Below are 24,294 nucleotides of genomic sequence, written 5' to 3'. Positions count from 1 at the left end.
ATCCATATATGTAAAACAAAATCTTTCAATATTTTATTGAATTATTCTTCAAATATATTGTTTTTTATTTTGAAATGGATTTTTTATGATAAAGAAGTAGATATTCATGAAAAATTATTATTTCATCATGAAAATTTTAAAAGGAAAAATATCCGTTTATTCAATAAGTAAAAGGCTTCATTATATTGATTTTTAATCGATTCAACCTTTGCCTACTTAATAAAATAATAAATAACTAAACTGAAACCTTTTCGTTTATAAAAATAAAAAATGCGATCTCATAATCTATGTATTCTGATGATAAGATCGCATTGTATCTATTGCTGCTTAAGAAAACAGTATATTTTTAACTGATAAGCTTCATAATTTCCAAAGCCACTTTCAGTGCTTCAGTTCCGTCCTCAAGAGAAACTTCTACATTTTTGTCACCCGTAATAGCATCTGCAAAAGAGTTTAATTCATCCAGAATCGCATTATTAGGCTGGATATTCGGATACTCAAACAGAATCTGATTCTTTTCTCCATCTGCATTTTCAATGATCATATCAAATGGAGTTGGGTTTTCAGGGGCATCTTTCATCCTGATCACTTCAGCCTTTTTCTCAAGAAAATCAACGGAAATATAAGCGTCTTTCTGGAAGAATCTGCTTTTTCTCATCGCTTTCATAGAAATTCTTGAAGTCGTAAGATTGGCCACACATCCGTTTTCAAATTCAATTCTTGCATTGGCAATATCTGGTGTTTTGCTTACCACACAAACACCGCTTGCATGGATGTTTTTAACCTTAGATTTTGCCATGCTCAACAGAATATCCAGATCATGGATCATCAGATCCAGTACCACAGAAACATCCGTCCCTCGTGGATTGAATTCAGCCAGCCTGTGGATTTCAATGAACATCGGATTGCTGATGTATTCCTTAGTTGCTATAAACGCTGGATTGTATCTCTCAACATGTCCTACCTGTGCCTTGATTCCTTTTTCCTGGCACAAACGCAAAATTTCTTCCGCCTGTTCAAGAGTTTGCGTTACCGGTTTTTCAATAAAGAAGTGAAGACCTTTTTCAATAGCTTTTAACGCGTAATCATAATGATAAATCGTTGGAGTAACAATATCCAGCATATCGATATGCTCCAATAAATCATCAAAATTTTCAAAATATTTATATCCGAATTCGGCTTCTAATTTCTTTCCGTTTTCAACATCTTTATCATGGAAACCTACAAATTCATATCGATCTGACTGATTAAGAAGTTTTAAATGTATTTTTCCCAAGTGTCCGGCACCTACCAAACCTGCTTTTAACATAGCTGTATTAAATTTTTGTAAAGATAGTGAATGTACATTTATAAAATACATGACTTTTCACTTGGAGATATTTAAGATTGAACGCATGTATTCATTAAAGAAATTACAGTAAATTCACGGTCAGAAAAATAACGATGAAAAGGATAATTTCGATATTACTCATCTTAGGATTATGTACTGCCGGATGTATAGGAGACAGTCCATATGACCCGCAGGCTAAATGTGGAACTCCGGAAAATTTGATATTTGAAAAAGGAAGTAACCAGCTTTCCTGGAATATGATTAGCCAGGGCGAAGGATATTATGAAATACAGTATGGAGAGCAAGGTTTTACTTTAGGAAATGGAACAACAGTTGTAACCTATAAGAATTCCTATAGTCTTCCATTGTATAAGAATAATAAATATGACCTTTACGTAAGAAAAAACTGCGGAATAGACAATGGCCGGAGTAACTGGGCGGGACCTGTTACCGTTTTGGCCAGTAATACAACAACCTGTATAAAGCCGGGGTATGCAACCTATTCAAAAACAACTTCTTCTGTGAATTCTTCCATTTTTGATGCTACAGTGTCCTGGGAAAATGATGGTATTTCTGCATATGAAACTGTTTTGACAACAAGTTCCACTCATCCTGCAAGTGGAGATTTGGTATTTGCAGGTCAAAAAGCCATTTATATAGGGTTAAGTAAAACAGTGAGTTATAACTTTTTTGTGAGAAAAAGATGTGCTGATAATACCTTCAGCGATTTTTACGGACCATATCCTATAAAATGGAACTAAGAAATAAGAATAAAGCAGTCATTTTTTGATTGCTCTGTTTTTGTGGATAATTCTTTCGTACGATTTCTGAAATCTAATTTCTAATTTCTTATTTTTGTCAAATGCAGGATTCGTTTGTACATAAAGGAAAAAGAAAGATTTTAGTAGACTACCTTCGGAACAGAATTGGAATTTCGGACGAAAATGTACTTTCGGCTATGAGTGAAGTTCCGAGACATCTTTTTATCGAAAGTATCTTTGAAGATTTTGCCTATGAAGACAGGGCATTCCCAATTCTGGCACATCAGACCATTTCCCATCCCTCCACGGTAGCGGAGCAGTCTGAACTGCTGAAGGTAAAGCCGGGTGAAAAAGTGTTGGAAATTGGTACCGGATGTGGCTACCAAACCGCTGTTTTAATGGCTATGAAAGCCCACGTATACACTGTGGAAAGGCAAAAAGATCTGTTTGATTTTTCTAAAAAGAAACTCAGAGAACTTCATCTGTTTCCAAAATTCCAGAGTTTTGGAGATGGCTTTGCCGGGCTTCCTACTTTTGCTCCTTTTGATAAAATCATCGTAACCTGTGGAGCTTCTACTTTACCAACAGAACTTTTAAAACAGCTGAATATTGGGGGCATTATGGTGATTCCTTTAGGACCTACAGATGAACAGGTTTTATACAGATTCACCAAAGTAGGTCCTACCGAATTTGAAAAAGAGGAATTTGGGGCTTATAAATTTGTTCCAATGCTTGGAAGCACCAATCAATAATTTTTATCCATCAGAAACGGAATTGGTAGAAGAACTGGTCTCAAACACCAGTTCTGTTGAATACCAATTTGATCAATAGGAAGGGACTTAGTCCGTTTTTTATCAACGCACATTCTATAGGCTTTAGCCAAAATTTAAAATACTTTAACTCATTTCGGAATGAAAATTGGATTCACATCAGAACCCAATCACTAAAATCTTATATTATGGATACGAACAGATTCAAAGCGTCACATGATTTTAGTAATCTTCAGAAAAATCTGCACAATAACCCTGGATATAGCATAGAAAGCTATTCCCAACAGGTAAAAGATTACATCAATGACATGAAAAGCAGGAATCAGGAAGCTACCAAACACGGATTTATGTCGCAGGCTCAGAAATCTGCAAAAGAAGTTTGGATGGAGATTCAGGAAATTGCTTCTGAAGCCTGGGAGAAGAATAAAAACCATTCTGATGAAAAGAAATAATTTTTAATATTAAAGTTCAGAAACCTTACTTTTTGCAAGTGAGGTTTTTTATTGAAAACCATTAATCCATTACAATGAAAGTATTTATCAATAAAAAAATTCCCGAAGCAGGAATTAAAATGCTGGAAGAAGCTGGCCTTGAAATTATTTTCCCGGAAAAAGACAATCTGTCTTATGAAGAATGGCTGGATTTCTGTAAGAATACTGATGCTATTGTAAGCATCGGTGCAGAGTTTAAATATGATAAAACCTTTTTTGAAGCCTGCCCGGAACTTAAAGCCATTGCTTTATATTCTGTAGGTTTTGACCATGTAGACATTAAAGAAGCTACCCTTAGAAATATTCCGGTGGGGAATACTCCTGATGTATTGAGCCGGGCGACTTCAGATGTTGCTTTCTTACTTATGCAGTCGGTGGCAAGAAGAGCCAGCTACAATTTCCGGAAAGTAAAGGAAGGAAGCTGGGGTGCATTTGACCCCTTACAGGCTTTGGGACAGGAACTTTACGGAAAAACTCTGGGGATTTTTGGACTGGGACGTATCGGATATGAAATGGCAGAAAAGTCAAAGAAAGCTTTTGGAATGAATATTATTTATCACAACCGTCACCATAATGAAGATGCAGAGCAGGAGCTGGGAGCCACTTATGTTTCTTTTGAAGAACTGGTCAGAAACTCAGATGTATTGAGTGTTCATGCCAATTTTACTCCGGAGCATCAGGAATTATTCAATGCTTCTCTTTTTGAACAGATGAAGCCTGAGGCTATTTTTATTAATACCGCCAGAGGAGGTTTTCATAATCAGAAAGATTTGTATCAGGCATTAGTTGATAAAAAGATTTGGGGAGCAGGTCTGGATGTTACCAATCCCGAGCCTATGGATGCGGATGATCCTATCCTGGGACTTTCAAGCGTTTGCGTTCTTCCGCATATCGGCTCTGCTACTGTTGAGGCCCGAAATGGGATGGCAAGACTGGCAGCAGAAAATATCATCGCTTTTTCAAAAAATGAAAAAATGCCCAATTGCGTCAATCCTGAAGTTTATTCTAACCATTTATCCTAACTTGGAATTATTTTTGTTCTGATTATATAAACCTTTAAATCGTAATAATATGATACCTGAAGACAATATTAATGAACAGAACAGAAAGCTGGAGCAGATGGATTACAACCCCAATGAAGATATATTCAAAAAAGAAAAGCATATTTCGCTCGACGGAGATGGAAATCCTATCTTAGATGAAGATTTTGACGAAGATAAAGTTGATGAAGGTCTGGATATTCCAGGAACAGAAGATGATGATGAAATGGAAGAAATTGGAGAGGAAGATGAAGAAAACAACTACTGGAGTCTCAGTGATAATGAAGATGACCATGAAGAGGAAAATGATGATGTTTTAACTTAAATTTTTACGATAAACAAACTGACCTTACTGAATTTTAGTAAGGTTTTTTTATGTTGAATAACAACTAATATGGGTAAGGACAATTCCCCTCCCTCGGAGGGGTGGATTCAAAAATTAAAGAATTTTTGAAGACGGGGTGGTTCCATAATGCAGTACAATAAAATCTTCCAATTTTTTCATTACCACGCTCAGATTATTCTTTACATCAAAATCACTTATTCTGAAAACCAAAAGTCCCCAAGATTCAAGATATTCCTCTCTTATGCCGTCATAAACCTGCTTTCCATCATGACTTGATCCATCTATTTCTATAATTAATCCCAATGTTTTTACATAAAAATCAACAATATAATTTCCTACTATTCTTTGTCGGTCAAAATCAATCTTATGAAAATTTTTTGCACGGACTTTCTTCCAGAATATCACTTCACCCAAAACCCGGGCTTTACGTTTTTCTTTTAATAATGCTTTTAAATGGGGATTGTAGGGAAGGTTTTCAACAAAATTCCTGCGGATCGGAACTCCACTGATAACGGTTACGATTTCTTTCATGATTGTGTTTATTTTTAACCACCCCGTCTTCCAAAGTTATCAACTTTGGAATCCACCCCTCCAACGGAGGGGAATAAGGTGCATTTATTCAAATATAGTACTTAAAGTGAAATTTTGGTTATTTCAGGAATGCAAAATAGCAAATTAGCGATTTCGCCATTTTACCATTTTGCCTTTTCACTCTCTCCCCTTGCCTATATTTCCTAATTTGAATATCTTTAAAACTTCAAACATTGTTTAAAAACATAGACCTTTAAATAGCAATATGACATTTCAAGAACAGATACAGCAGGGGATTCCTGATCAGCTGCCACAACCGAAACCATACGAAACCAATATCAACCATGCTCCGAAGCGTAAAGAAATTTTAGGAGAAGAAGAGAAAAAACTGGCATTGAAGAATGCTTTACGTTATTTTGATCCTAAATTTCATACAGAACTCATCCCTGAATTTAAGCAGGAACTGGAAGATTACGGTAGGATTTATATGTACCGTTTCCGTCCGGATTATGAAATGAAGGCAAGGCCAATCACAGATTATCCGGGAAAATCTGAACAGGCGAAAGCGATTATGCTGATGATTCAGAACAACCTGGATTATGCAGTAGCACAACACCCTCACGAATTGATTACTTATGGTGGAAACGGAGCTGTATTCTCCAACTGGGCACAGTATCTGCTGACAATGAAATATCTGTCTGAAATGAGCGATGAGCAGACATTGGTAATGTATTCAGGACATCCGATGGGATTGTTCCCTTCTCATAAAGATGCTCCAAGAGTAGTGGTTACGAACGGAATGATGATTCCGAACTATTCTAAACCGGATGATTGGGAGAAGTTCAATGCATTGGGGGTTACCCAATACGGACAAATGACAGCTGGAAGCTATATGTATATTGGCCCGCAGGGAATTGTTCACGGGACAACCATTACAGCATTGAATGCTTTCAGAAAAATCAAAAAAGAACCGAAAGGAGGTCTTTTCGTAACCTCAGGATTAGGAGGAATGAGCGGTGCGCAGCCAAAAGCGGGTAATATTGCAGGCTGTGTAACGGTATGTGCCGAAGTGAATCCGAAAATTACCAAGATCCGTCATGATCAGAAGTGGGTGAATGAGATTCATGAGGATCTTGATGCTTTGGTGAAAAGAGTAAGAGAAGCACAGGCTAACAAAGAAACGGTTTCTCTGGCCTACCTTGGAAATATTGTTGATGTTTGGGAGAAATTCGATCAGGAGGATTTGAGAATTGACATCGGATCAGACCAGACTTCACTTCACAATCCATGGGCTGGCGGTTACTATCCTGTAGGGCAGACTTTTGAAGAATCAAATACTATGATGGCTGAAAACCCTGAATTATTCAAAGAAAAAGTTCAGGAAACATTGAGAAGACATGCTGCAGCGATCAACAAACATACAGCAAAAGGAACCTATTTCTTTGACTACGGAAATGCTTTCTTACTAGAAGCTTCCAGAGCAGGGGCTGATGTGATGGCAGAAAACCCAACATTAGGCAGAGAATTCAGATATCCGAGTTATGTACAGGATATTATGGGACCTATGTGTTTTGATTATGGCTTTGGGCCATTCCGTTGGGTATGTACCAGCGGGAACCCCGAAGATCTGAAAAAGACGGATGACATTGCATGTGCCGTATTGGAAGAAATGATTAAAAACTCTCCTGAAGAAATCCAGCAGCAGATGAAAGACAATATTCAGTGGATCAAAGGAGCCCAGGAAAATAAACTGGTGGTAGGTTCTCAGGCAAGAATTCTTTACGCAGATGCAGAAGGAAGAATGAAAATTGCTGAAGCCTTCAATAAAGCCATTAAAAACGGAGAAATCGGACCTGTAGTATTAGGTAGAGACCACCATGATGTGTCGGGAACAGATTCTCCTTACAGAGAGACTTCCAATATCTATGACGGTTCAAGGTTTACTGCAGATATGGCCATTCACAATGTGATTGGTGACAGTTTCCGTGGAGCTACATGGGTTTCCATTCACAATGGAGGCGGTGTAGGTTGGGGAGAAGTGATCAACGGAGGTTTCGGAATGCTTCTTGACGGAAGCGATGATGCCGACAGAAGACTGAAGTCTATGCTTTTCTGGGACGTAAACAACGGGATCTCAAGAAGAAGCTGGGCAAGAAATGAAGGCGCTATTTTCGCTATTAAAAGAGCTATGGAAGCAGAACCGAATCTGAAGGTAACTCTTCCGAATCTTGTAGACGAAAATTTATTGTAACACATAAAATTCAACATTGGCAATAATCAACAAAAGACTGTTTTCACACCTGAACGTAGAGGATGTTGATCCTGTATGGGAGAAGTTTGCTGAGGTTGAATTTCCAAAAAAAATCATATTTCCGGACCGCAAAGCCTATCTTCTTGAAGATGGGCTTGTCCGGAAATACTACATCAACAGCACATCGGATATTGATACTGAAATCTGTGCAGAATTTTACTTTCCCGGGGATATTTTTACTGTTGAAGAAAAAGCCTCAGATGTCGTTTACGAATCTATCAGCAGCGGACTGGCCTGGGAAATCACTTTGGATGAAGTGAAAAATCTATTTGCTGTAAATCCGCACTGTCGTTTTGTACAGAATTATTATCTCAGCAGAAAACTGAATGCGGCTATGAAAAGGGAAATGCTTTTACTGAAAAATACACCACAGGACCTCTATGAATACCTGCTGAAGAATAAACCTCATTATATTCAGAATATTCCTCTGAAATATCTGGCCTCTTATATTGGCATTACACCTATTTCCTTAAGCAGGATCAGGAAGAGGATTGTGTAAGTTGGAAGAGGGGGAGCTGGAAGTTACTATCCGTTTCCCTATTATTTTCTATAGATTTAATAATTAAACTGATCAATCGTTTCAAATAAAAGAGAGGTATAGTTATTCTATCACCTCAATAACTCCTATCTTCCATCCCTCAGCTCCCATCCTCAAAACACCCTCATTAATTATCTTTTGTTTATTGCCTTGCCTTTCGGAAGTCTTTTTCTTTGCTGAAAAAAGAATATGGAAATACAAAAATTAAACTGGGCAGGGGTCAAACTTACATCGCATCACAAAACCATCTTAATAGATGCTGTAGAAGATTACTCCTATTATAAACCCGTCTTAGGGGATGCCGTGGAAAATCTTATAGCGTTTTCAGATCATGTAGAGGCAGATTATATCCTGTTTACCCATATGCATCTTGATCATTTTGATAAAGGAGTGATCCGAAAGTGTTTAAAGAAGGATGGAAAACTGATCGTTTATAAAGGGCTTGAAGCTGTGGTAAGAAAAATTTTAGATGAAGTGGAGATGATTGTTCTTGATCTTGATGAAACCTTCACGGAAAACAATATCACTTTCAAGCCTGTGTTTGCGATGGATGGTTTGGGAGAAATACAGTCTTCCTGGATTGTGGATGATGGAGAAACTAAGATCTTTCATGGCGGAGATACCATCTGGCACAACCAGTTCTGGAAGCTTGGAAAAGAAAATCCCAATATAGATCTTGCTTTCTTACCCGTCAACGGAGTGGTGGTCAACTTTGAGATCATCGGATTGGAATACAGTCCCATTCCTGCATCGCTTAATCTGAAAGAAGCCTTTGCAGCAGCTCATCTTCTGCATGCGAGGAAGCTTATACCCATCCATTATGGACTGTTTGCCCATGAGAAACATTACGTTCCTCAGGTATTTGATGATCAGGATTTGAAAAATGTTTCAAAGGAAGTGGGACAGGAGTATATGGTTTTGAAAGATGGAGAAGTGCTGGTAGAATCTCATCAATAGAAACGGGCTTTAGCCCGTTTTCTTTCGTGAGTAATATGGATTGGCTTTAGCCGAAACTTAATTTTAAATTTCGGCTAAAGCCTTTGGTATTTATCTTTTTATATCGGGCTAAAGCCCGATGCTATTGATGATTTCATTGTATGCTTACGTTGCTGCTCCTACACTATTCAACAAAAGAATTTAATTCTATTGGAGGAGATGGAGATTAAAATTTCTTCTCCTTATTAAAATGAAACATTATCAATTGTATAGGAGATAAAATGCTTGCGCCTTAGAACGGTCTTTTTAAATGTCATTTTGCGCCTTAGCGTTTTCCAACTATAATACAGAAAAACTCAGCAAGTCACTGAGTTTTATTTTTTGAACCATTAAGAAAATTTTAGTTGTTAAGATAAGTGAAGGTAAACATCAAAGATGTTTAAAAGTCACATATTTATCTGCCCAATCTGCGAGAGAACATTGAGATTGCTTCACCTTCGGTTTGCAATGACAGAGGTGGTGTGAAATTTTATCAGAGATAAAATCCCTGCGCCTTACAGCAGTCTTTTTAAATATCATTTTGCGCCTTAGCGTTGATCCAACTATGATACAGAAAAAACTCAGCAATTCGCTGAGTTTTATTTTTTAAGCCATTAAGAATATCAATCTTTACATTAATATTCTTAACTCTTTAATTTTTCTTAATGGTTTAATATGATTTATTATTTTACAGCGGCAATCGCCGCTTCATAATTCGGTTCCTGGGAAATATCAGGTACCTGCTCTTCATAAATGATCTTTCCTGAAGGATCTATCACAACAACCGCTCTGCTCAGAAGTCCTTTCATGGCGGAATCTACAAGTTCTACACCATAATTCCATCCGAAATCGGAACGGAAATCGGAAAGCATTACTACATTTTTGATTCCTTCGGCACCACAGAATCTTTTCTGGGCAAAAGGCAGATCTTTTGAAATACAAAGTACTACCGTATTAGGAAGATTTCCTGCCTCTTCATTGAAATGATGTACAGATGCAGAACACACTCCGGTATCTACACTTGGAAAGATATTCAGGATAACATATCTGCCTTTGTAGGAATCCAGGGTCTGATCATTCATATTGATATCTGTTAGGGTAAATTTAGGAGCAGGCTTATTCAGTGCCGGCAATTTGGCATAGGTATGGACCTCCTTTCCTCCCATTAAAACTGTATTGATCGCTTTAGATTTTTGAGCAAAGCCCACTGCAGAACAGAATAAGAGTGTACTGAAAACTAATTTTGAAAACATGAAATTTAATTTTTATGCTAAATTATTCTTTTTTCAGGATCTGAGATTAATTTTAATTCAAATAGATCAAATCTATTGTCAGAATATTTTTTTCAAAACAATTTACCTCTACCTTTATATTATTAATTCTCCGGAAGAAGGAGAATCTTATCATATAAAAAAATAGAAAGATTTATGAGTTCAGAAAATACAGCATCATTTCATCACATTTTTAAAAGTGAAAACGAAATCCCTGAAGAATATAAAGTTCCGGTGATTCACCAAAGAACTTATCTTTTGAATGGCGAACTGGTAGAGTGGAACGGCGATGTCATGGAAATCTATTCACCTGTATGCATTCCTACAGAAAACGGATTAGAAAGGAAGCTTCTGGGAAGCATCCCGAATATTGGCCCGGATGAAGCTATGGAAGTTCTTGAAGCCTGTGTAAAAGCCTATGATAACGGTCTTGGTGAATGGCCCACCATGTCTGTGGAAGGACGAATTAAGTGTATGCAGAAATTCGTGTACCTGATGATTCAGCAAAGAGATCTGATCATTAAGCTGCTGATGTGGGAAATCGGGAAAACACTGGCCGATTCTACGAAAGAATTTGACCGTACTGTAGATTATATCAATCAAACCATTGATGCCCTGAAAGATCTGGATAGAGAATCTTCCCGTTTTCAACAGGCGGAGGGAACCATTGCGCAGATCAGAAGAGCACCGCTTGGAGTTGTTTTAAGTATGGGGCCGTTCAATTATCCTCTGAATGAAATTTTTACCACATTGATTCCTGCCCTGATTATGGGGAATACCATTCTTTTCAAGCTTCCGAAACATGGTGTATTGGCTCATTATCCATTGTTAGAAGCCTTCAAAGAAGCATTTCCGAAGGGAACAGTGAATACTTTATATGGAAAAGGCTCAGAAATCATTACCCCGATCATGGAAAGCGGAAAAGTGAATGTCCTTGCTTTCATCGGCTCTAGTAAAGTAGCGAATGGGCTGAAAAAACTGCATCCTAAGGTAAACCGTTTAAGAGCCATTTTAAGTCTGGATGCGAAGAATGCAGCCATTGTTACCAAAAATGCAAACCTGGATGTAGCGGTAAGCGAATGTATTTTAGGCTCTCTTTCTTTCAACGGACAGCGTTGCACAGCGCTCAAGCTTATATTTGTTCAGAAAGAAGTGGCTCCGGAGTTTACTGAAAAGCTGAGTGCGGCTGTTTCTGCTTTGAAACCGGGGCTTCCATGGGAGAAAGATGTGAAAGTAACACCGCTTCCGGAAGTCAATAAACCTCCTTATTTAAAAGAATGTATTGATGATGCCCTACAGAAAGGAGCTGCAGTTCTGAATAAAGATGGAGGGTATACAGATGAATCTTTTGTTTTCCCTGCGGTAGTATATCCTGTGAACAGTAGTATGAAGCTGTATCATGAAGAGCAGTTTGGCCCCGTGATTCCTGTTGTTCCGTTTGAAGATATAGAAGAGCCTATAGAATATCAGGTGAATGCTTCGCACGGGATGCAGGTGAGCATTTTCAGTGAAGATCCTCAGGAAGTGGCAAGACTGATCGATCCGTTTGTAAATCTTGTTAGCCGTGTCAATATCAACTGTCAGGCACAAAGAGGTCCGGATGTCTTCCCTTTTACCGGAAGAAAGGACAGTGCGGAGGGAACACTTTCAGTTTTTGATGCCCTGCGTTCATTCTCTATCAGATCTTTGGTAGCTGCAAAACTGACGGAATCCAACAAAGAATTGCTGAATACTATTGTAAGAGAACATGATTCCAACTTTTTAAGTACAGATTATATTTTCTGATCGTACCGATATTGTATTTAACATAAAATAAAAATCCTCAATAAACAAAGTGGTTTATTGAGGATTTTTTTAACTTAATGCCGGAAATTAAAGTTTTGTGTTATAATAAGATGATGTTTTTTAGAAATATCATCTATGGATCAGTGTGTAAATCATGTCTTCACCGGAAAAAGAATTTTTAGAAAAGATTGAAAAACATAAAGGAGTGGTTTTCAAGATCTCTAAAATGTATATGGATAATAAGGACGATCAGAATGACCTCTATCAGGAGATCATCTATCAGGCCTGGAAATCATACGGTGATTTTCAAAACCGAAGTGATTTCTCTACATGGCTGTACAGAACTGCGCTTAATACTGCAATTGTTTTTCTGCGAAGTGAAAAAAAACGTAGTTTTATACAGAATCAGGACATCGATAGGCTGAGTGTCCGGCAGGAAACTTATAATGATACGGATGATGTAAATATGAAGAGAATGTATGAAGCCATCCATAAGTTGAGCCCCATTGATAAAGCCCTTATATTTTTCTTTTTAGAAGGTTTTTCAGGAAAAGATATTGCAGTACAGTTGGGAATTACCGAAGTAAATACCCGGGTAAAGCTGAAGAGGGCAAAAGAAAAACTTAAAGAGATTATTACCAGCCAAAATTCAGGTTCCTATTAAACAATAACACTATGGACTTAGAAAATTTTAAAGAACTTTGGAATAAAGATACAGGACAGGAATCCCCTGAAATTTCCCTGGAAAAGAAGAGGGAAATACATTCTCCGCTGCAGATGCTGAAAGTGAATATGCAGACAGAATTCTGGCTGATGATTGTAACGCTGCCTTTACTTTTAACAGGCTTCCCGTTTGCCTCCGCTGATTCTAATATTAAAATCATATCAGCATTTGTCACTATTCTGACGGTTGCTATTATTATCTATTTTTATTCCCGTTTTCTGAAACTGTATAAGCTGCTCAGGAAAAACAGTATCAATACCAATTATGACCTGTTCAACCTTAAAACCCAGCTTCTCATCTCAAAAGAAATTTATATTTCCTATTATATAGCTTATATTCCTCTTGGATTCCTTTTGTCTCTGATCAAAATTAACTTTCACTTTGATAGGGAATATAATCTGGCAATCTTCGGGGTCAGTCTTCTGATTACCCTATTTTTAATCGCTTTTATTATCAAATATTGGATTTATTATATGTACGGAAGATATATTGATGATGTAGTCCGCTTGGTAGATGAACTTAACGGAATTGAAATAAATCTGAAACAGGAAAAGAAAAAGTCATGGTTTGAGCGTTCACAGAAGTTTTTCATAAATAAGATGGGAATTAAAGGAAACATTTTGAATACTGTTATATGGTTTGTATCGATGTATATTTTTATCATTTTATTTTTGACGCTTGTTCTTTTGATCATCATCATAGTAGGGGCAAAGCTTGATTTACTAGATATCGGATCATTGCAGAACGCTTTAAATAAACTGAATTAGAAACTGTTGGTTTATAAATTTTCTATCTTTAGAACGTTGAGCTGTTAAAAAATATAAAATGGATGAAATTAAAAATCAGATGTATCCTATAGAAGAATTTCTGGAACTTGTGAAGCATAAACAAGACAGGAAGGAATTTTATGACCCTGAATACAACTATGCAGTCTATTCTTCAAAAGACAGGTTTGAACCTGAAATGAAGGTTTTTATCGGAGATCCTTTGGATATTGGTGAGAATGATAATGAAATTTTACCTGATTTTGTATATCATAATAAGCTGAATTATATGTGTTCTGATGAGAATATTCAGGATGTGGTGGATCTTGCTTTCAGACAGCATGCAGAGGTTACTTCTTCTCAGCTTATCAATGCCCTCAATCATTATCTTGAAAAAGATGACTTTATGGATTTTAAATAAGATTGATATTTCAGTAAAACTTAAAGAAATAATGAGACCTGACCGTATTTTCCGTCAGGTCTTTTTATTCCTTTTAAAAAAACTGTAACATTTTTTTTAAACGAAAACTAACTCTATAGAGTAACAAGCTATGACCTCATTAGAACAAGAGTTTATACGTAAAATTGAACAGCATAAAGGAATCCTGTTTAAGATTTCCAAAATGTACATGACTGAAAAAGATGACCGTGATGATCTTTTTCAGGAGATTACCTATCAGCTCTGGAAAGCATTTCCTGATTTCAGAGGGGAAAGTGAGTTTTCAACATGGCTGTATAGAATTTCTTTAAATACTGCTATTATTTTCCTTAAAACAGAAAAAAGAAGAAGCTTTATAGCCCGTGAAGATTTTTCTAATCAAATCATTGTTCAGGAAGATTATGATTACCGTAAAGAAGAGCGTTTGACAGAAATGTATAAGGCTATTCATCAGCTCAATCCTATTGATAAAGCCTTTATATTCTACTATCTGGAAGATTTTTCAGGAAAGCAGATTGCAGACCAGATGGGAATTTCCGAAGGTAATGCAAGAGTGAAAATGAATAGGGCCAAAAATAAACTTAAAGATATCTTAAGCCAAATAAAAATCAACAAACCTTAAATTAACAATCCAATGAATATCGATGAATTGAAAAATACCTGGAACGAAGATATTGTGGAGGAAACTCCTGAAATAACTATAGAGCAGAGAAATAAACTGAATCTTCCCCTTGAAAAAATACGTAAAAACATGCGTGTGGAATTCTGGTGGATGATAGGAATCTTCGTTTTTGCTTTTCTGGTATGTTCTGTATGCAGGCCATTTAAACTTCAGCTGTATATAACGGTTTTAATTGCTTCCATGCTTATTGTTACCGTTTTCTTTTTCAGTAAATTCTTTAAATTGTATAATGAAATCAGTAATCCTGCACCGAAAACCTATGACTCCCTGAAAGATCTGGTCATGCAGCTGAATCTTAACAAACAGTATTATCTCTCATACTATATCAGTTTTGCACCGTTTCTGGTCTGTGAGATCCTAATTGTCCTGGAATTCATTCCCTGGCCAAAACCTTTGAGTGAGCTGAAGATTGCGGTTATTTTAATCGGTTCTGTGATTGGTGGATTATTTTTACTGTATTTTGCCGGACAATTCTGGTTTCACCGTTATTATGGAAGATACATGCAGCATATTGAAAATCTGTTGGAGGAATTAAAGAGATAAGACTTCGGCGGGCTGAAAGCCCGCCGAAGTCTTTTTCATTATTGCCCTTTATTTTTCTTTTCCTTTGCAATTTCGTTTTTTATCCAGTCCAGCTGAGGATCCTTTTTATCAATAATATCCTGCATGCTTTCTGTCACGGTCACATCGGGAACGACCCCTTTCCGTGAATCTGAAAAATTGATATTAGGCTGCACCAGAAGCAATCCGATAGGAAATTTTATTTCAGAATTGGGAAGTTTCTGATACGAGTAAAAACCGGCTACTGTTCCGTCATTGGCTCCCCCGGTTTCTTCTCCCACAAGAGTTGCTCTTTTATCATTCTTAAGTTTGGCCGTAATAATAGATGAGGCGGAGAAACTTCCACCGTTGATCAGTACAAAAACTTTTCCGTGAAAGGCTTCTTTTTTAGGTTTTGTAGGCTTGTCAGCTTTCATTTTATAGAAAACTTTTCCGTCTTTTTTATAAGTACTGAAGGCCTGTGCAAGAAAATAACTTGGATAGGCAATACTTTTCAATGCATATTCCAGAGGATTACTTTTTCTGAAATAATTGGTACGCAGGGGAATATCTCTTGCGGTCACCTGCGAAGGTTTGATCAGGGTAAACGGTTCATCTGTAAGATATGAATACAGATTGTTAATTTCATAGAGTGAACCGCCGTAATTATTCCGGACATCAATGATGAGATAAGGAGACTCTGCATTGCTGATCCTGGCAAAAGTTTTTTTATAAAACTTATCCGAAAAATCTCTGGAAAAGCTTTTCACTTTTATATAAGCAATAGTACTGTCTTTATCAAGAAATTTGAAGCTCCTGTTATAAGAATTGCTGGAAGCTACATAATCGTTCAGTTTCTTTTCCTGGGTCTTTTTCTCCATTGCCTTATCCTTTTCAAGGTCAGATTCGGATTTTGTCTCCCGGGTTATGGTATACGTTCTTTTTTTTCCCCGATAGAGGGTTTCAAGAACGGCTTTGCTTCCAAAACCGTTTTCTGCAGTATAAAAATTGAAGAACAGATCCTTTAAAAAGTAGGGATAGAAGGTGGTGTTGTCGCCGTCACTGCTGATCAGGCTTCTGTATTTCTTTATATAATCGGATACCGGAACATGATTGATCGATAAAATTTCGGTCCCGGGATGAATATGTTCAATAGAATCCCTGTTCTGAACGATATACATCCGATCGCCTGTGATATAATACTCGAAACGGCTGAACATTCCTTTCTGGTGTTCCAGTCTTTTAATTTCTTTTTTTGTAAATTTTTTTCTTGGAATTCTGAGAGACAGATGACCTTCACGAATGCCTGCAATGACGGGTTGAAGTTTAAAATAAAACTGAAGAGGAGTAAGCGGTTCAGTAATGGTCTGCTTAAGACTGTCAAACTTATGTTCCAATTCCTTCTTGGGAATGTACCAATATAATTGAGGATGCATTTGCTGTAATTTGGAATAGGCAAAATCCACATCTTCTTTAAGTTGCTCCGGTGTAATACATGAAGCCCGCTGTTCGTTGTGCTTTCTTATGGAAGCACAGGACGAAAGAATAGCAAGTAGCAATATTACCGAATAATTTTTCAATGTATTTGAGTTTTTTCAATCTGCTAAAATAGAAAGTTTAAAATTAATCACGATTTAAATGAATAATAAAATTTCCAAAATACATGATAAATTTAGTTAAAAAAATAAGGTAAAACAGGATAAATTTTCATTTAAAATCAAAAGTCAATACATTTGATATTTATTTTTTACAGATGATTTGTTGGATTATTACGAGTGTAGTTGTTCTTACTGTTACTTTTTTTATAGTGATCAATATGAGGGCATTTGGCGGAGTGCCAAAAGGGAAGAGGCTGAAGCGTATCAGGCAGTCAAAGCTCTATAAAAATAATCAGTTCCAGAATACCAGCCACACACCTTCCATTACTGAAGGGTACAAAATATCGAAAGTGACCTACGATTTTTTTTTAGGTAAAAAAGATCCGCTGCTGAAACCTCTGAAAGCAATTCCGTCTCTTCATACCGATTTAAAAAGTATAGATAAAAATCAGGACGTATTGATATGGCTTGGGCATTCATCGTATTATTTACAGACTGATGGAGTCTCTTTTTTAATTGATCCTGTTTTAAGTCTGTATGGTTCTCCTTTTAAATATTTTAATAAAGCATTTAAAGGATCAGATATCTTTAAACCTGAAGATATTCCCGACCTGGATTATCTTGTAATAACCCATGACCATTTTGATCATTTGGATTATCCAACTGTAACATCCATTAAAGACAGGACAGGAATGACTATTATTCCTTTGGGAGTGGGAGCCCATTTGGAAAGATGGGGATATGCTGAAAATAAGCTTATTGAAGAAGAATGGGGAACAGAAGTGAGTCTGAGAAATGATATGAAAATTATTTTTACTCCGGCAAGGCACTTTTCCGGCAGGAGAATAAAGCAGAATGATACGCTTTGGTGCTCCTATGTTCTGGTCACGTCTACAAAGAAAATCTTCCTGGGAGGAGACAGTGGTTACGATAGTCACTTTAAAACAATAGGTGAGCAGTATGGCCCTTTTGATTATGCTATTCTTGAGAACGGGCAATATGGAGAAGCATGGAGGTATATCCATACATTGCCGGAAGATGTTATCCAGGCTGGTATGGACCTCAGGGCAGAACATATCATTCCTGTTCATGCAGCAAAATTTGCACTGGCACTTCATCCATGGAATGAACCTTTACAAAAAATATCAGCTCTAGGAAAAGAAAACAAACTGAATATCCTCACTCCAATGATCGGCGAGGTAGTAGATCTGAATCATTCAGAACAGCAGTTTACCACCTGGTGGGAAAACTGATCAGGCATGCCAGATTTCTTTATATCTTGCAGGATGATTCTCAAACTGTTGTCTTACAAAATCACATTCCGGGTCTACAAGCAAATCTTTTTCTTCTGCATAGCGTACCAGCTCATCCAGTAATAGTTTGGCGTAGCCTTTCCCCTCACGTTCTTCGTCAAGTTTCGTATAATAGACGATAAGCAGCCTTCCGTCAACCTCTATGGACATATAACCTGCTTTCTTATCATCAATAAGCAGCTGCAATTCATCCTGATATGGAGATACCTGAAACTTTATATTTTCCATAATAACTAAGATTTGGTTGATTAATAATTGAAGAATATTTCTAAAAAAACATTCTCTTCATTAAAATTACGAAATTAAATGATATCAGATAATAGTTTTTGGGAATCTTAACGAATTTTATAACATAAAAGATAAAAGATAAAAGATAAAAGATAAAAGATAAAAGATAAAAGATGTTCCTTTTAAATATCTCTATTCAATAGGGGGCCATCTAACCATAAAGTATCCGTCCATTGGCTTCAGCCAAAACTTAAAATATAAATTTTATAGTTGTTTTCCAATAATGAATCAAAAGCAGGTAATGGCTGAAAATTCGAAAAAAAAACAAAGAAATATATCAAAGATAATCAGTTGTTTATAGTTTTTCTTAACAAATATTAGCATTTGTATTGAAGCATTGGCACTTTAATTGACTATCCCAATATGTTTAATTTTAAAGTGGAGTGAAATGAAAAAATTAATATTAACAGCATTATTGGTTGGGACATTTAGTTTAAGTTATGCCCAGTCAGATTATTATAATGACTACAGAAGGAGTATTTCAGATATCAACTGGCAAAGAGTGATTACTGATCTGGTACTGTCAACAACACAGGCCAATCAGATCTATGTCTTAAATGACAGATATCGTGATTATGATTCATGGAACAGAGTCTATGTAGTAGAGCCGGGAAGATGGAGAAATGACCGTTATTCGGAGCTGGAAAGGATTCTGGGTAGAGAAAAGTATATCATCTTTAAAAAGAAATACTATAGAGGACAAAACCCTGTCATTATTTACGGAAGAAATAAAAACGATTATAAAAAATACCGTAAGGAACAGGAAAAGTATTACAAAAACCAGGAAAAATACTATAAAAAACAGAACAAACACCGTGGTCATGGCCACGACGATGATTGGGATTAACTATTATCAATTATATTCACTTACATGGCTGGCATCTTTGTCAGCCTTTTTATTTTTTACATTTCAGGTATTATTTTAATTTGTTTGAATTTTATAACTTTGAGGTATGGAATCACACGAATCACTCAAAGATTTTTATGAAAGAAATGCTCCCAACCTGGGGTATCCATGTATTGGAATCAATAAGATGGGGCACTTCAATGTATTTTCACGGGAGCACTGCTCACTGTTGACCCCTTACAGCAGGAGATATTACTATAAGGTTTCACTGATCATAGGGAAGGGAAAGCTCCATTATGCAGATAAATGGATTAAAGTGGACCGCCCCGCGTTATTGTTTTCAAATCCTAACATTCCTTATTCCTGGGAAGCTGAGGATGCCAATCAGAAAGGCTGGTTCTGCCTGTTTACAGATCAGTTTCTGCATAACGGAAGCCGTATGGGAAATCTTCAGGATTCTCCGCTTTTTAAGATTGGAGGAACTCCGGTTTTCTTTGTTGATGAAGAACAGCAGAAGATACTTTCTGATATTTATACAAAAATGATGACTGAAATTCAGTCTGATTATATTCATAAGTATGATATGCTGAGGGCATATCTGCATCTGATGATCCATGAAACCATCAGAATGCAGCCGGCAGAAAGTTTTGAACCTTATCAGAATGCCTCGCAAAGAGTAGCTGCCTTATTTATGGAATTACTGGAAAGACAATTCCCGATTGACAGTCCTGCGGCATGTTTAAAATTAAAAACGCCCAACGACTATGCCCAGAACCTTTCGATACATGTGAATTCTTTAAACCGTTCCGTAAAGGAGATTACAGGAAAGACAACCAGCCAGCAGATCACCGCAAAGATTATTCAGGAAGCCCATGCTTTGCTGACTCATACAGATTGGAACATTTCTGAAATCGCTTACGGCCTGGGCTTTGAAGAACCTGCTTATTTTACCAACTATTTTAAAAAGCAGACCGGAATTACTCCAAATGCTTTAAGAACAAACCCTGTTTGAATTTTATAATTCTTAGTTTGAATTCTATACAGCAGTTGATCGCTCCATGTTCTAATTTTGTCTTGTAAAATTAAATCATACCTATCATGAAATTTAAAAAATTAGGAAACACAGAAGAACAGTTATCAGCAATCGGGTTAGGATGTATGGGGATGAGTTTTGCATACGGTCATGCAGATGAGCAGGAAAGCATCAATACCTTACACAGAGCACTGGATTTGGGAGTTAACTTTTGGGATACAGCAGATATGTATGCCGCTGGAGAAAATGAAAAACTGATTTCTAAGGTTTTGGTTCCGAACAGGGATAAGATTTTTATTGCTACCAAATTCGGATTCAGGTTTAAAGATGGTACAGCCAGTCACAGCGGAGCTCCGGGAACTTATTTTGATGGCTCTCCGGAATGGATCAGACAGGCTGTGGATTTAAGCCTTCAAAGATTAAAAATTGATACAATTGACCTGTATTATGCTCACAGAATAGATCCAAATGTTCCGGTAGAAGAAACAGTAGGGGCAATGGCTGAACTGGTAAAAGCAGGAAAAGTGAAATACCTGGGATTATCAGAAGCTTCTGCAGAATCTATCAGAAAGGCAAATAAAATTCACCCAATTGCAGCTTTACAGTCAGAATATTCTATTTTAACCAAAGACGTTGAAAAAGAAATTCTGCCGACCATCAGAGAACTGGGAATTTCTTTAGTGCCTTATTCACCGCTGGCAAGAGGGCTTTTTACCAATATCTATGATGCACAGAATCTTGGTGACGACGATTTCAGAAAATCATTACCGCGTTATCAACAGGAATATCTTGAAAATAACACTAAGCTGGCTAACGAAATCAATGAGTTTGCGGCTTCCAAAGGAGTAAAAGGAACTCAGCTTGCATTAGCCTGGGTGCTGAACCAGGGAGATGATATCATCCCGATTCCGGGAACCAAACGGATCAAATATCTGGAAGAAAATATTGCTGCGGTCAGTATAGAACTTTCCCAATCGGATCTGGATACCATTGATGCCATCCTTAAAAAATATCCTAACGTAGGCGAAAGATATAATGAAGGGTCAATGAAACTGGTGAACAACTAAAAGCCTATTGATATAAAAACTGAGTTTCTTACAATGAAAGGAACTCAGTTTTTTGCTTCTATATTAAAATGAAAAGAACCCAACTATGAACAGAAGAGAATTATTAAAGAACGGATTATTGGCAGGAACATTAAGTATGATTCCTTTTTCAGGTTTGATGGCAGAACAGAAAATCATTCCTGAAAAAACAGGAGATGATCTTTCCGGGTTTAAAAAACTGAAGCTCGGTGAGCTTGAACTATTTGTTCTTACAGACGGATATATCCATGAAGAAAACCTGAATTTATTTGCGCCAAGAGGTACCGTTTCAGAATTAAAATCAATCCTTAAGGATAATTTCAGGCCGGAGAATTATATTGATATGGCAATGAATATTCTATTGGTTAAAACAAAAAATAAGCTCATTCTACTAGATACCGGAATGGGAATTTTTGCGGATGAAAGAACCGGATTTCTGTTAAAAAGTCTTGAAAAAGCTGGTTTTACTCCCAAAGATATTACTGACGTTTTTATTTCCCATGCCCATCCTGATCATATTGGGGGAGTTGTAGACAAAAAGAATCATTTTATTTTTCCAAATGCAGATATTTTTATCTCCAAGATAGAGCATGACTTCTGGATGCAGGCTTCCATGAAAGACTTCAACAACAGTGCTCTGAAAACACAACCTGACTTCCTTAATCAATTTATCCCGGCCGTCCGGAATATTCTGAAAACGATTAAGCCAAAACTGAAGTTTTATGATTTTAATAATCCCTTGTATGATTATTTTAATTTTCAATTAGCACCTGGTCACACACCAGGTTTGGCGGTTACAACCATCTCTTCAGGCAATGAAAAACTGATCTATATCGCAGATCTGATTCATTCAGATGTAGTCCTTTTTCCACATCCTGAATGGGGATATTTCGGAGACACCGATCTGGATATCGCGACTGCTTCAAGGAAAAAAATGCTGAAGCAACTGGCGGATACCAAAATCAGAGCGTTTGCTTACCACTTGCCATGGCCGGGTCTGGGCTTCACCAAGGAAAAGACTGCAGGATTTGAATGGTTCCCGGAGAGTTTTATGAGTTAGATAACAGAGGCAGATGATAGGTAACAGGTAGCAGGTGATAGCGGTAGAAATTAAGGATATGGGGTTGTTGTCCCTTAATCAGTGAATAGGTGCCCAGCATTCCCCTCTTTTGGAGGGGTGGCAAAAATTCAAAGAATTTTTGACGGGGTGCTTAATATAAACGGATTTTTTAATTATACCCGATAGTTCAATCAATAGCAGCGGACTTTAGTCCGCTTTCAGGAACAGTACTCATCCATCCGGCTTCAGCCAAAACTTATTGAGCAAAATTTTAATGATATAAAACAACAGCATCTCCCGGGTAACGGGAGGTGCTGTTTTGAACATAAGAAAAATTTAAATTATGCTTCTCCAAATACCAGCTCAGGAGAATACAGTTTTCTGAACATCAGATACGTTATTGTAAGTACAGAAAAGGCCACTATTGCATCCACAGTAGATGAAAAACCAAGTACCGCGATTTTTGAAAAGAAAGCAAAGAGGATATCAAAGAACATGCCTGCAAATACCCATTCTTTCAGTCTCAATAATCTGTTGGGAAGCAGAAGAACAAGAACTCCTGAAATTTTAAAAACACCCAGTATATAGATAAAATGAGGAGGGTAGCCTAGCTGTCGTGTGATGTCCCAGACCACTGGATTTTTTGTCAGTTCAAAGAAACCGCTGGTTCCAAACCATAATGACATAAAAAGAGCTCCGGCCAAGTAGATGATTTTTGTTGTTTTTGTTTTCATTGTTGTATATTTTAGTTATTATTAGGTATAAATTATTTGAAAGCTGTTTTTGCAGATCCTGAGATTTCTCCGGTTTTTACATTCTGAATGAAGGCTATGACTTCCCAGTTTTCAGGTGAGAAACCCTCAGGAAGCCTGAATGTTGTTGTCCCCTCTTGCTGTTTGCCCAATGAAACCTGGTTTTGTTGGTGAACAATCTGCCAGTGATGCAGGTGACGTCCTTCATTTTCTCCTTTACCTACCTGGGTGGAGGAATGTTTTTCAATCAGGTTAACGAGCAGAGTACTCTTAGGATCAGAGGTGGATGTTTTATACTGGATATTAATTTTATCCTGAGAAACGTTTGCAGATAACTCTACATTGTTTTTTTTAGCATTAAAAAGGCCCTCCTGAATGGCGTTTTTAATGCTATTTTCATCAGAACCTACAAACTCTCTTTTTCCGTTCACTACCAGTTGAGGAGTATACACCTGCGAATTCAAAATACGGCTGTACTGCTGCTGTCGCTGCGAATTTTCAACAGTACTGAATCGGTCTTTCCATCCCAGACGGTTCCAGTAATCAACGTGGTAGGAGAGAAGATAAACCGGTTCTCCATGATATTCTTTTTCAATCTTTCCCATCAGCTCATCAGCCGGAGGGCAGCTTGAACATCCTTCTGAAGTAAAGAGCTCCAGAACAGCAAAACCATTGGTTTCAGATGTTGTATGCTGTGTTGTCTTCTGTTCTTTATTTTGATGAATAAATGCTGAAGTGGCAAATAACAGTGCCGTGAAAGCGATTACTGTGATTAAGTTTTTTAGTATCATATCTTTTAATTTGATTCAAAAGTAGATACTCTGTGAGGGCAAAAGAATATAAAAAAGGGTCAACCGGACAAATCAAAAGGTGAATCCGGAAAATGTAAGGGGAAGTATATTCTGGCTGGAAGTGAGAGGCTGGAAGTTTTGCGGTATGAAAAGAAATAGTGTTTTTTTATATAAACAGCAAAGCTTAAGAAACTAAAACAGATCAAATAAAAACAAAAGAAAACCCCAA

The 24,294-nt window shown here is 37.0% G+C and carries 26 protein-coding genes; 19 read left to right on the top strand and 7 right to left on the bottom strand.

Annotated features, from left to right (window positions below):
- Positions 1–346: 346 nt before the first annotated feature.
- Positions 347–1,309 carry a Gfo/Idh/MocA family protein gene (locus tag CRS_RS23110; protein WP_142726308.1) on the bottom strand — a complete coding sequence of 321 codons (963 nt, stop codon included), beginning with the start codon at positions 1,307–1,309 and terminating at the stop codon, positions 347–349.
- A gap of 134 nt (positions 1,310–1,443) precedes the next feature.
- Between CRS_RS23110 and CRS_RS23105 the strand changes: the two genes are divergently transcribed.
- From CRS_RS23105 to CRS_RS23085, 5 genes are all read left to right on the top strand, one after another.
- A complete protein-coding gene (locus CRS_RS23105) occupies positions 1,444–2,091 on the top strand; it encodes a hypothetical protein (RefSeq protein ID WP_142726307.1) in 648 nt (215 codons plus the stop codon).
- 101 nt (positions 2,092–2,192) lie between these two features.
- Positions 2,193–2,843 carry a protein-L-isoaspartate(D-aspartate) O-methyltransferase gene (locus CRS_RS23100; protein WP_142726306.1) on the top strand — a complete coding sequence of 217 codons (651 nt, stop codon included), beginning with the start codon at positions 2,193–2,195 and terminating at the stop codon, positions 2,841–2,843.
- Positions 2,844–3,049: 206 nt separating this feature from the next.
- Entirely contained in the window at positions 3,050–3,313 is a 264-nt protein-coding gene (locus CRS_RS23095; RefSeq protein WP_142726305.1) for a prevent-host-death protein, read from the top strand.
- A 74-nt stretch (positions 3,314–3,387) separates the two neighbouring features.
- Positions 3,388–4,374 carry a D-glycerate dehydrogenase gene (locus CRS_RS23090; RefSeq protein ID WP_142726304.1) on the top strand — a complete coding sequence of 329 codons (987 nt, stop codon included), beginning with the start codon at positions 3,388–3,390 and terminating at the stop codon, positions 4,372–4,374.
- 49 nt (positions 4,375–4,423) lie between these two features.
- Complete coding sequence (locus CRS_RS23085) at positions 4,424–4,717, top strand: hypothetical protein (protein ID WP_142726303.1); 294 nt, start codon at positions 4,424–4,426, stop codon at positions 4,715–4,717.
- 114 nt (positions 4,718–4,831) lie between these two features.
- Here the strand turns inward: CRS_RS23085 and CRS_RS23080 are convergent, their stop codons facing one another.
- Entirely contained in the window at positions 4,832–5,269 is a 438-nt protein-coding gene (locus CRS_RS23080; RefSeq protein WP_142726302.1) for an endonuclease domain-containing protein, read from the bottom strand.
- Between the two features lie 265 nt (positions 5,270–5,534).
- Here CRS_RS23080 and CRS_RS23075 point away from each other — a divergent pair, with 265 nt between their 5' ends.
- From CRS_RS23075 to CRS_RS23065, 3 genes are all read left to right on the top strand, one after another.
- Positions 5,535–7,520: a urocanate hydratase gene (locus tag CRS_RS23075; protein WP_142726301.1), complete on the top strand. Its 1,986-nt coding sequence runs from the start codon at positions 5,535–5,537 to the stop codon at positions 7,518–7,520.
- 16 nt (positions 7,521–7,536) lie between these two features.
- On the top strand, positions 7,537–8,079 hold the full coding sequence (locus CRS_RS23070) for a Crp/Fnr family transcriptional regulator (RefSeq protein ID WP_142726300.1): 543 nt from the start codon (positions 7,537–7,539) through the stop codon (positions 8,077–8,079).
- Positions 8,080–8,307: 228 nt separating this feature from the next.
- Positions 8,308–9,075 (top strand): MBL fold metallo-hydrolase, encoded by a 768-nt coding sequence (locus CRS_RS23065; protein WP_142726299.1) that lies wholly within the window; start codon positions 8,308–8,310, stop codon positions 9,073–9,075.
- 701 nt (positions 9,076–9,776) lie between these two features.
- On the opposite strand, the gene tpx is transcribed toward CRS_RS23065, so the two are convergent.
- Complete coding sequence (gene tpx, locus CRS_RS23060; RefSeq protein ID WP_172617141.1) at positions 9,777–10,346, bottom strand: thiol peroxidase; 570 nt, start codon at positions 10,344–10,346, stop codon at positions 9,777–9,779.
- A gap of 174 nt (positions 10,347–10,520) precedes the next feature.
- Here tpx and CRS_RS23055 point away from each other — a divergent pair, with 174 nt between their 5' ends.
- The 6 genes from CRS_RS23055 to CRS_RS23030 all read left to right on the top strand — a co-directional run bounded on the left by CRS_RS23055 (position 10,521) and on the right by CRS_RS23030 (position 15,301).
- The gene (locus tag CRS_RS23055; protein WP_142726298.1) at positions 10,521–12,149 is read left to right on the top strand and encodes an NADP-dependent glyceraldehyde-3-phosphate dehydrogenase; all 1,629 of its coding nucleotides are present in this window, start codon (positions 10,521–10,523) and stop codon (positions 12,147–12,149) included.
- Positions 12,150–12,303: 154 nt separating this feature from the next.
- Positions 12,304–12,813: an RNA polymerase sigma factor gene (locus tag CRS_RS23050; protein ID WP_142726297.1), complete on the top strand. Its 510-nt coding sequence runs from the start codon at positions 12,304–12,306 to the stop codon at positions 12,811–12,813.
- Between the two features lie 11 nt (positions 12,814–12,824).
- Positions 12,825–13,640 carry a hypothetical protein gene (locus tag CRS_RS23045; protein WP_142726296.1) on the top strand — a complete coding sequence of 272 codons (816 nt, stop codon included), beginning with the start codon at positions 12,825–12,827 and terminating at the stop codon, positions 13,638–13,640.
- Between the two features lie 58 nt (positions 13,641–13,698).
- Complete coding sequence (locus CRS_RS23040) at positions 13,699–14,058, top strand: hypothetical protein (RefSeq protein ID WP_142726295.1); 360 nt, start codon at positions 13,699–13,701, stop codon at positions 14,056–14,058.
- 130 nt (positions 14,059–14,188) lie between these two features.
- Positions 14,189–14,698 (top strand): RNA polymerase sigma factor, encoded by a 510-nt coding sequence (locus CRS_RS23035; protein ID WP_142726294.1) that lies wholly within the window; start codon positions 14,189–14,191, stop codon positions 14,696–14,698.
- Between the two features lie 12 nt (positions 14,699–14,710).
- Positions 14,711–15,301, top strand: a complete 591-nt coding sequence (locus tag CRS_RS23030; protein WP_142726293.1) for a hypothetical protein — start codon at positions 14,711–14,713, stop codon at positions 15,299–15,301.
- 38 nt (positions 15,302–15,339) lie between these two features.
- Here CRS_RS23030 and CRS_RS23025 read toward each other — a convergent pair whose 3' ends face one another.
- Positions 15,340–16,878, bottom strand: coding sequence for a S41 family peptidase (locus CRS_RS23025; protein ID WP_142726292.1), 1,539 nt, complete (start codon positions 16,876–16,878; stop codon positions 15,340–15,342).
- A gap of 173 nt (positions 16,879–17,051) precedes the next feature.
- Here CRS_RS23025 and CRS_RS23020 point away from each other — a divergent pair, with 173 nt between their 5' ends.
- Entirely contained in the window at positions 17,052–18,149 is a 1,098-nt protein-coding gene (locus CRS_RS23020; RefSeq protein WP_142726291.1) for an MBL fold metallo-hydrolase, read from the top strand.
- On the opposite strand, the gene CRS_RS23015 is transcribed toward CRS_RS23020, so the two are convergent.
- Positions 18,150–18,437, bottom strand: a complete 288-nt coding sequence (locus CRS_RS23015) for a GNAT family N-acetyltransferase (RefSeq protein WP_089692521.1) — start codon at positions 18,435–18,437, stop codon at positions 18,150–18,152.
- A 448-nt stretch (positions 18,438–18,885) separates the two neighbouring features.
- Here CRS_RS23015 and CRS_RS23010 point away from each other — a divergent pair, with 448 nt between their 5' ends.
- The 4 genes from CRS_RS23010 to CRS_RS22995 all read left to right on the top strand — a co-directional run bounded on the left by CRS_RS23010 (position 18,886) and on the right by CRS_RS22995 (position 22,522).
- Positions 18,886–19,344, top strand: coding sequence for a hypothetical protein (locus CRS_RS23010; RefSeq protein WP_142726290.1), 459 nt, complete (start codon positions 18,886–18,888; stop codon positions 19,342–19,344).
- 106 nt (positions 19,345–19,450) lie between these two features.
- Positions 19,451–20,356 carry an AraC family transcriptional regulator gene (locus tag CRS_RS23005; RefSeq protein WP_142726289.1) on the top strand — a complete coding sequence of 302 codons (906 nt, stop codon included), beginning with the start codon at positions 19,451–19,453 and terminating at the stop codon, positions 20,354–20,356.
- Positions 20,357–20,442: 86 nt separating this feature from the next.
- Positions 20,443–21,444 (top strand): aldo/keto reductase, encoded by a 1,002-nt coding sequence (locus CRS_RS23000; protein ID WP_142726288.1) that lies wholly within the window; start codon positions 20,443–20,445, stop codon positions 21,442–21,444.
- 85 nt (positions 21,445–21,529) lie between these two features.
- The gene (locus CRS_RS22995; protein WP_142726287.1) at positions 21,530–22,522 is read left to right on the top strand and encodes an MBL fold metallo-hydrolase; all 993 of its coding nucleotides are present in this window, start codon (positions 21,530–21,532) and stop codon (positions 22,520–22,522) included.
- 341 nt (positions 22,523–22,863) lie between these two features.
- On the opposite strand, the gene CRS_RS22990 is transcribed toward CRS_RS22995, so the two are convergent.
- Together CRS_RS22990 and CRS_RS22985 are read right to left on the bottom strand one after the other, a co-directional pair.
- Entirely contained in the window at positions 22,864–23,256 is a 393-nt protein-coding gene (locus CRS_RS22990) for a DoxX family protein (RefSeq protein ID WP_142726286.1), read from the bottom strand.
- A 32-nt stretch (positions 23,257–23,288) separates the two neighbouring features.
- Positions 23,289–24,065: a thioredoxin family protein gene (locus CRS_RS22985; RefSeq protein ID WP_142726285.1), complete on the bottom strand. Its 777-nt coding sequence runs from the start codon at positions 24,063–24,065 to the stop codon at positions 23,289–23,291.
- Between the last annotated feature and the right edge of the window lie 229 nt (positions 24,066–24,294).

Origin of the sequence: Chryseobacterium sp. ON_d1, from assembly GCF_006829085.1 — a bacterium.
Taxonomy (GTDB): domain Bacteria; phylum Bacteroidota; class Bacteroidia; order Flavobacteriales; family Weeksellaceae; genus Chryseobacterium.
This window is presented reverse-complemented; position numbering and strand designations above follow the sequence as displayed.

Bases quoted from the DNA above. Each gene is read 5' to 3' on its own strand.
- CRS_RS23110 (WP_142726308.1), bottom strand. From the start codon at position 1,309: ATGTTAAAAGCAGGTTTGGTAGGTGCCGGACACTTGGGAAAAATACAT.
- CRS_RS23105 (WP_142726307.1), top strand. From the start codon at position 1,444: ATGAAAAGGATAATTTCGATATTACTCATCTTAGGATTATGTACTGCC.
- CRS_RS23100 (WP_142726306.1), top strand. From the start codon at position 2,193: ATGCAGGATTCGTTTGTACATAAAGGAAAAAGAAAGATTTTAGTAGAC.
- CRS_RS23095 (WP_142726305.1), top strand. From the start codon at position 3,050: ATGGATACGAACAGATTCAAAGCGTCACATGATTTTAGTAATCTTCAG.
- CRS_RS23090 (WP_142726304.1), top strand. From the start codon at position 3,388: ATGAAAGTATTTATCAATAAAAAAATTCCCGAAGCAGGAATTAAAATG.
- CRS_RS23085 (WP_142726303.1), top strand. From the start codon at position 4,424: ATGATACCTGAAGACAATATTAATGAACAGAACAGAAAGCTGGAGCAG.
- CRS_RS23080 (WP_142726302.1), bottom strand. From the start codon at position 5,269: ATGAAAGAAATCGTAACCGTTATCAGTGGAGTTCCGATCCGCAGGAAT.
- CRS_RS23075 (WP_142726301.1), top strand. From the start codon at position 5,535: ATGACATTTCAAGAACAGATACAGCAGGGGATTCCTGATCAGCTGCCA.
- CRS_RS23065 (WP_142726299.1), top strand. From the start codon at position 8,308: ATGGAAATACAAAAATTAAACTGGGCAGGGGTCAAACTTACATCGCAT.
- tpx (WP_172617141.1), bottom strand. From the start codon at position 10,346: ATGTTTTCAAAATTAGTTTTCAGTACACTCTTATTCTGTTCTGCAGTG.
- CRS_RS23055 (WP_142726298.1), top strand. From the start codon at position 10,521: ATGAGTTCAGAAAATACAGCATCATTTCATCACATTTTTAAAAGTGAA.
- CRS_RS23050 (WP_142726297.1), top strand. From the start codon at position 12,304: ATGTCTTCACCGGAAAAAGAATTTTTAGAAAAGATTGAAAAACATAAA.
- CRS_RS23045 (WP_142726296.1), top strand. From the start codon at position 12,825: ATGGACTTAGAAAATTTTAAAGAACTTTGGAATAAAGATACAGGACAG.
- CRS_RS23040 (WP_142726295.1), top strand. From the start codon at position 13,699: ATGGATGAAATTAAAAATCAGATGTATCCTATAGAAGAATTTCTGGAA.
- CRS_RS23035 (WP_142726294.1), top strand. From the start codon at position 14,189: ATGACCTCATTAGAACAAGAGTTTATACGTAAAATTGAACAGCATAAA.
- CRS_RS23030 (WP_142726293.1), top strand. From the start codon at position 14,711: ATGAATATCGATGAATTGAAAAATACCTGGAACGAAGATATTGTGGAG.
- CRS_RS23020 (WP_142726291.1), top strand. From the start codon at position 17,052: ATGATTTGTTGGATTATTACGAGTGTAGTTGTTCTTACTGTTACTTTT.
- CRS_RS23015 (WP_089692521.1), bottom strand. From the start codon at position 18,437: ATGGAAAATATAAAGTTTCAGGTATCTCCATATCAGGATGAATTGCAG.
- CRS_RS23010 (WP_142726290.1), top strand. From the start codon at position 18,886: ATGAAAAAATTAATATTAACAGCATTATTGGTTGGGACATTTAGTTTA.
- CRS_RS23005 (WP_142726289.1), top strand. From the start codon at position 19,451: ATGGAATCACACGAATCACTCAAAGATTTTTATGAAAGAAATGCTCCC.
- CRS_RS23000 (WP_142726288.1), top strand. From the start codon at position 20,443: ATGAAATTTAAAAAATTAGGAAACACAGAAGAACAGTTATCAGCAATC.
- CRS_RS22995 (WP_142726287.1), top strand. From the start codon at position 21,530: ATGAACAGAAGAGAATTATTAAAGAACGGATTATTGGCAGGAACATTA.
- CRS_RS22990 (WP_142726286.1), bottom strand. From the start codon at position 23,256: ATGAAAACAAAAACAACAAAAATCATCTACTTGGCCGGAGCTCTTTTT.
- CRS_RS22985 (WP_142726285.1), bottom strand. From the start codon at position 24,065: ATGATACTAAAAAACTTAATCACAGTAATCGCTTTCACGGCACTGTTA.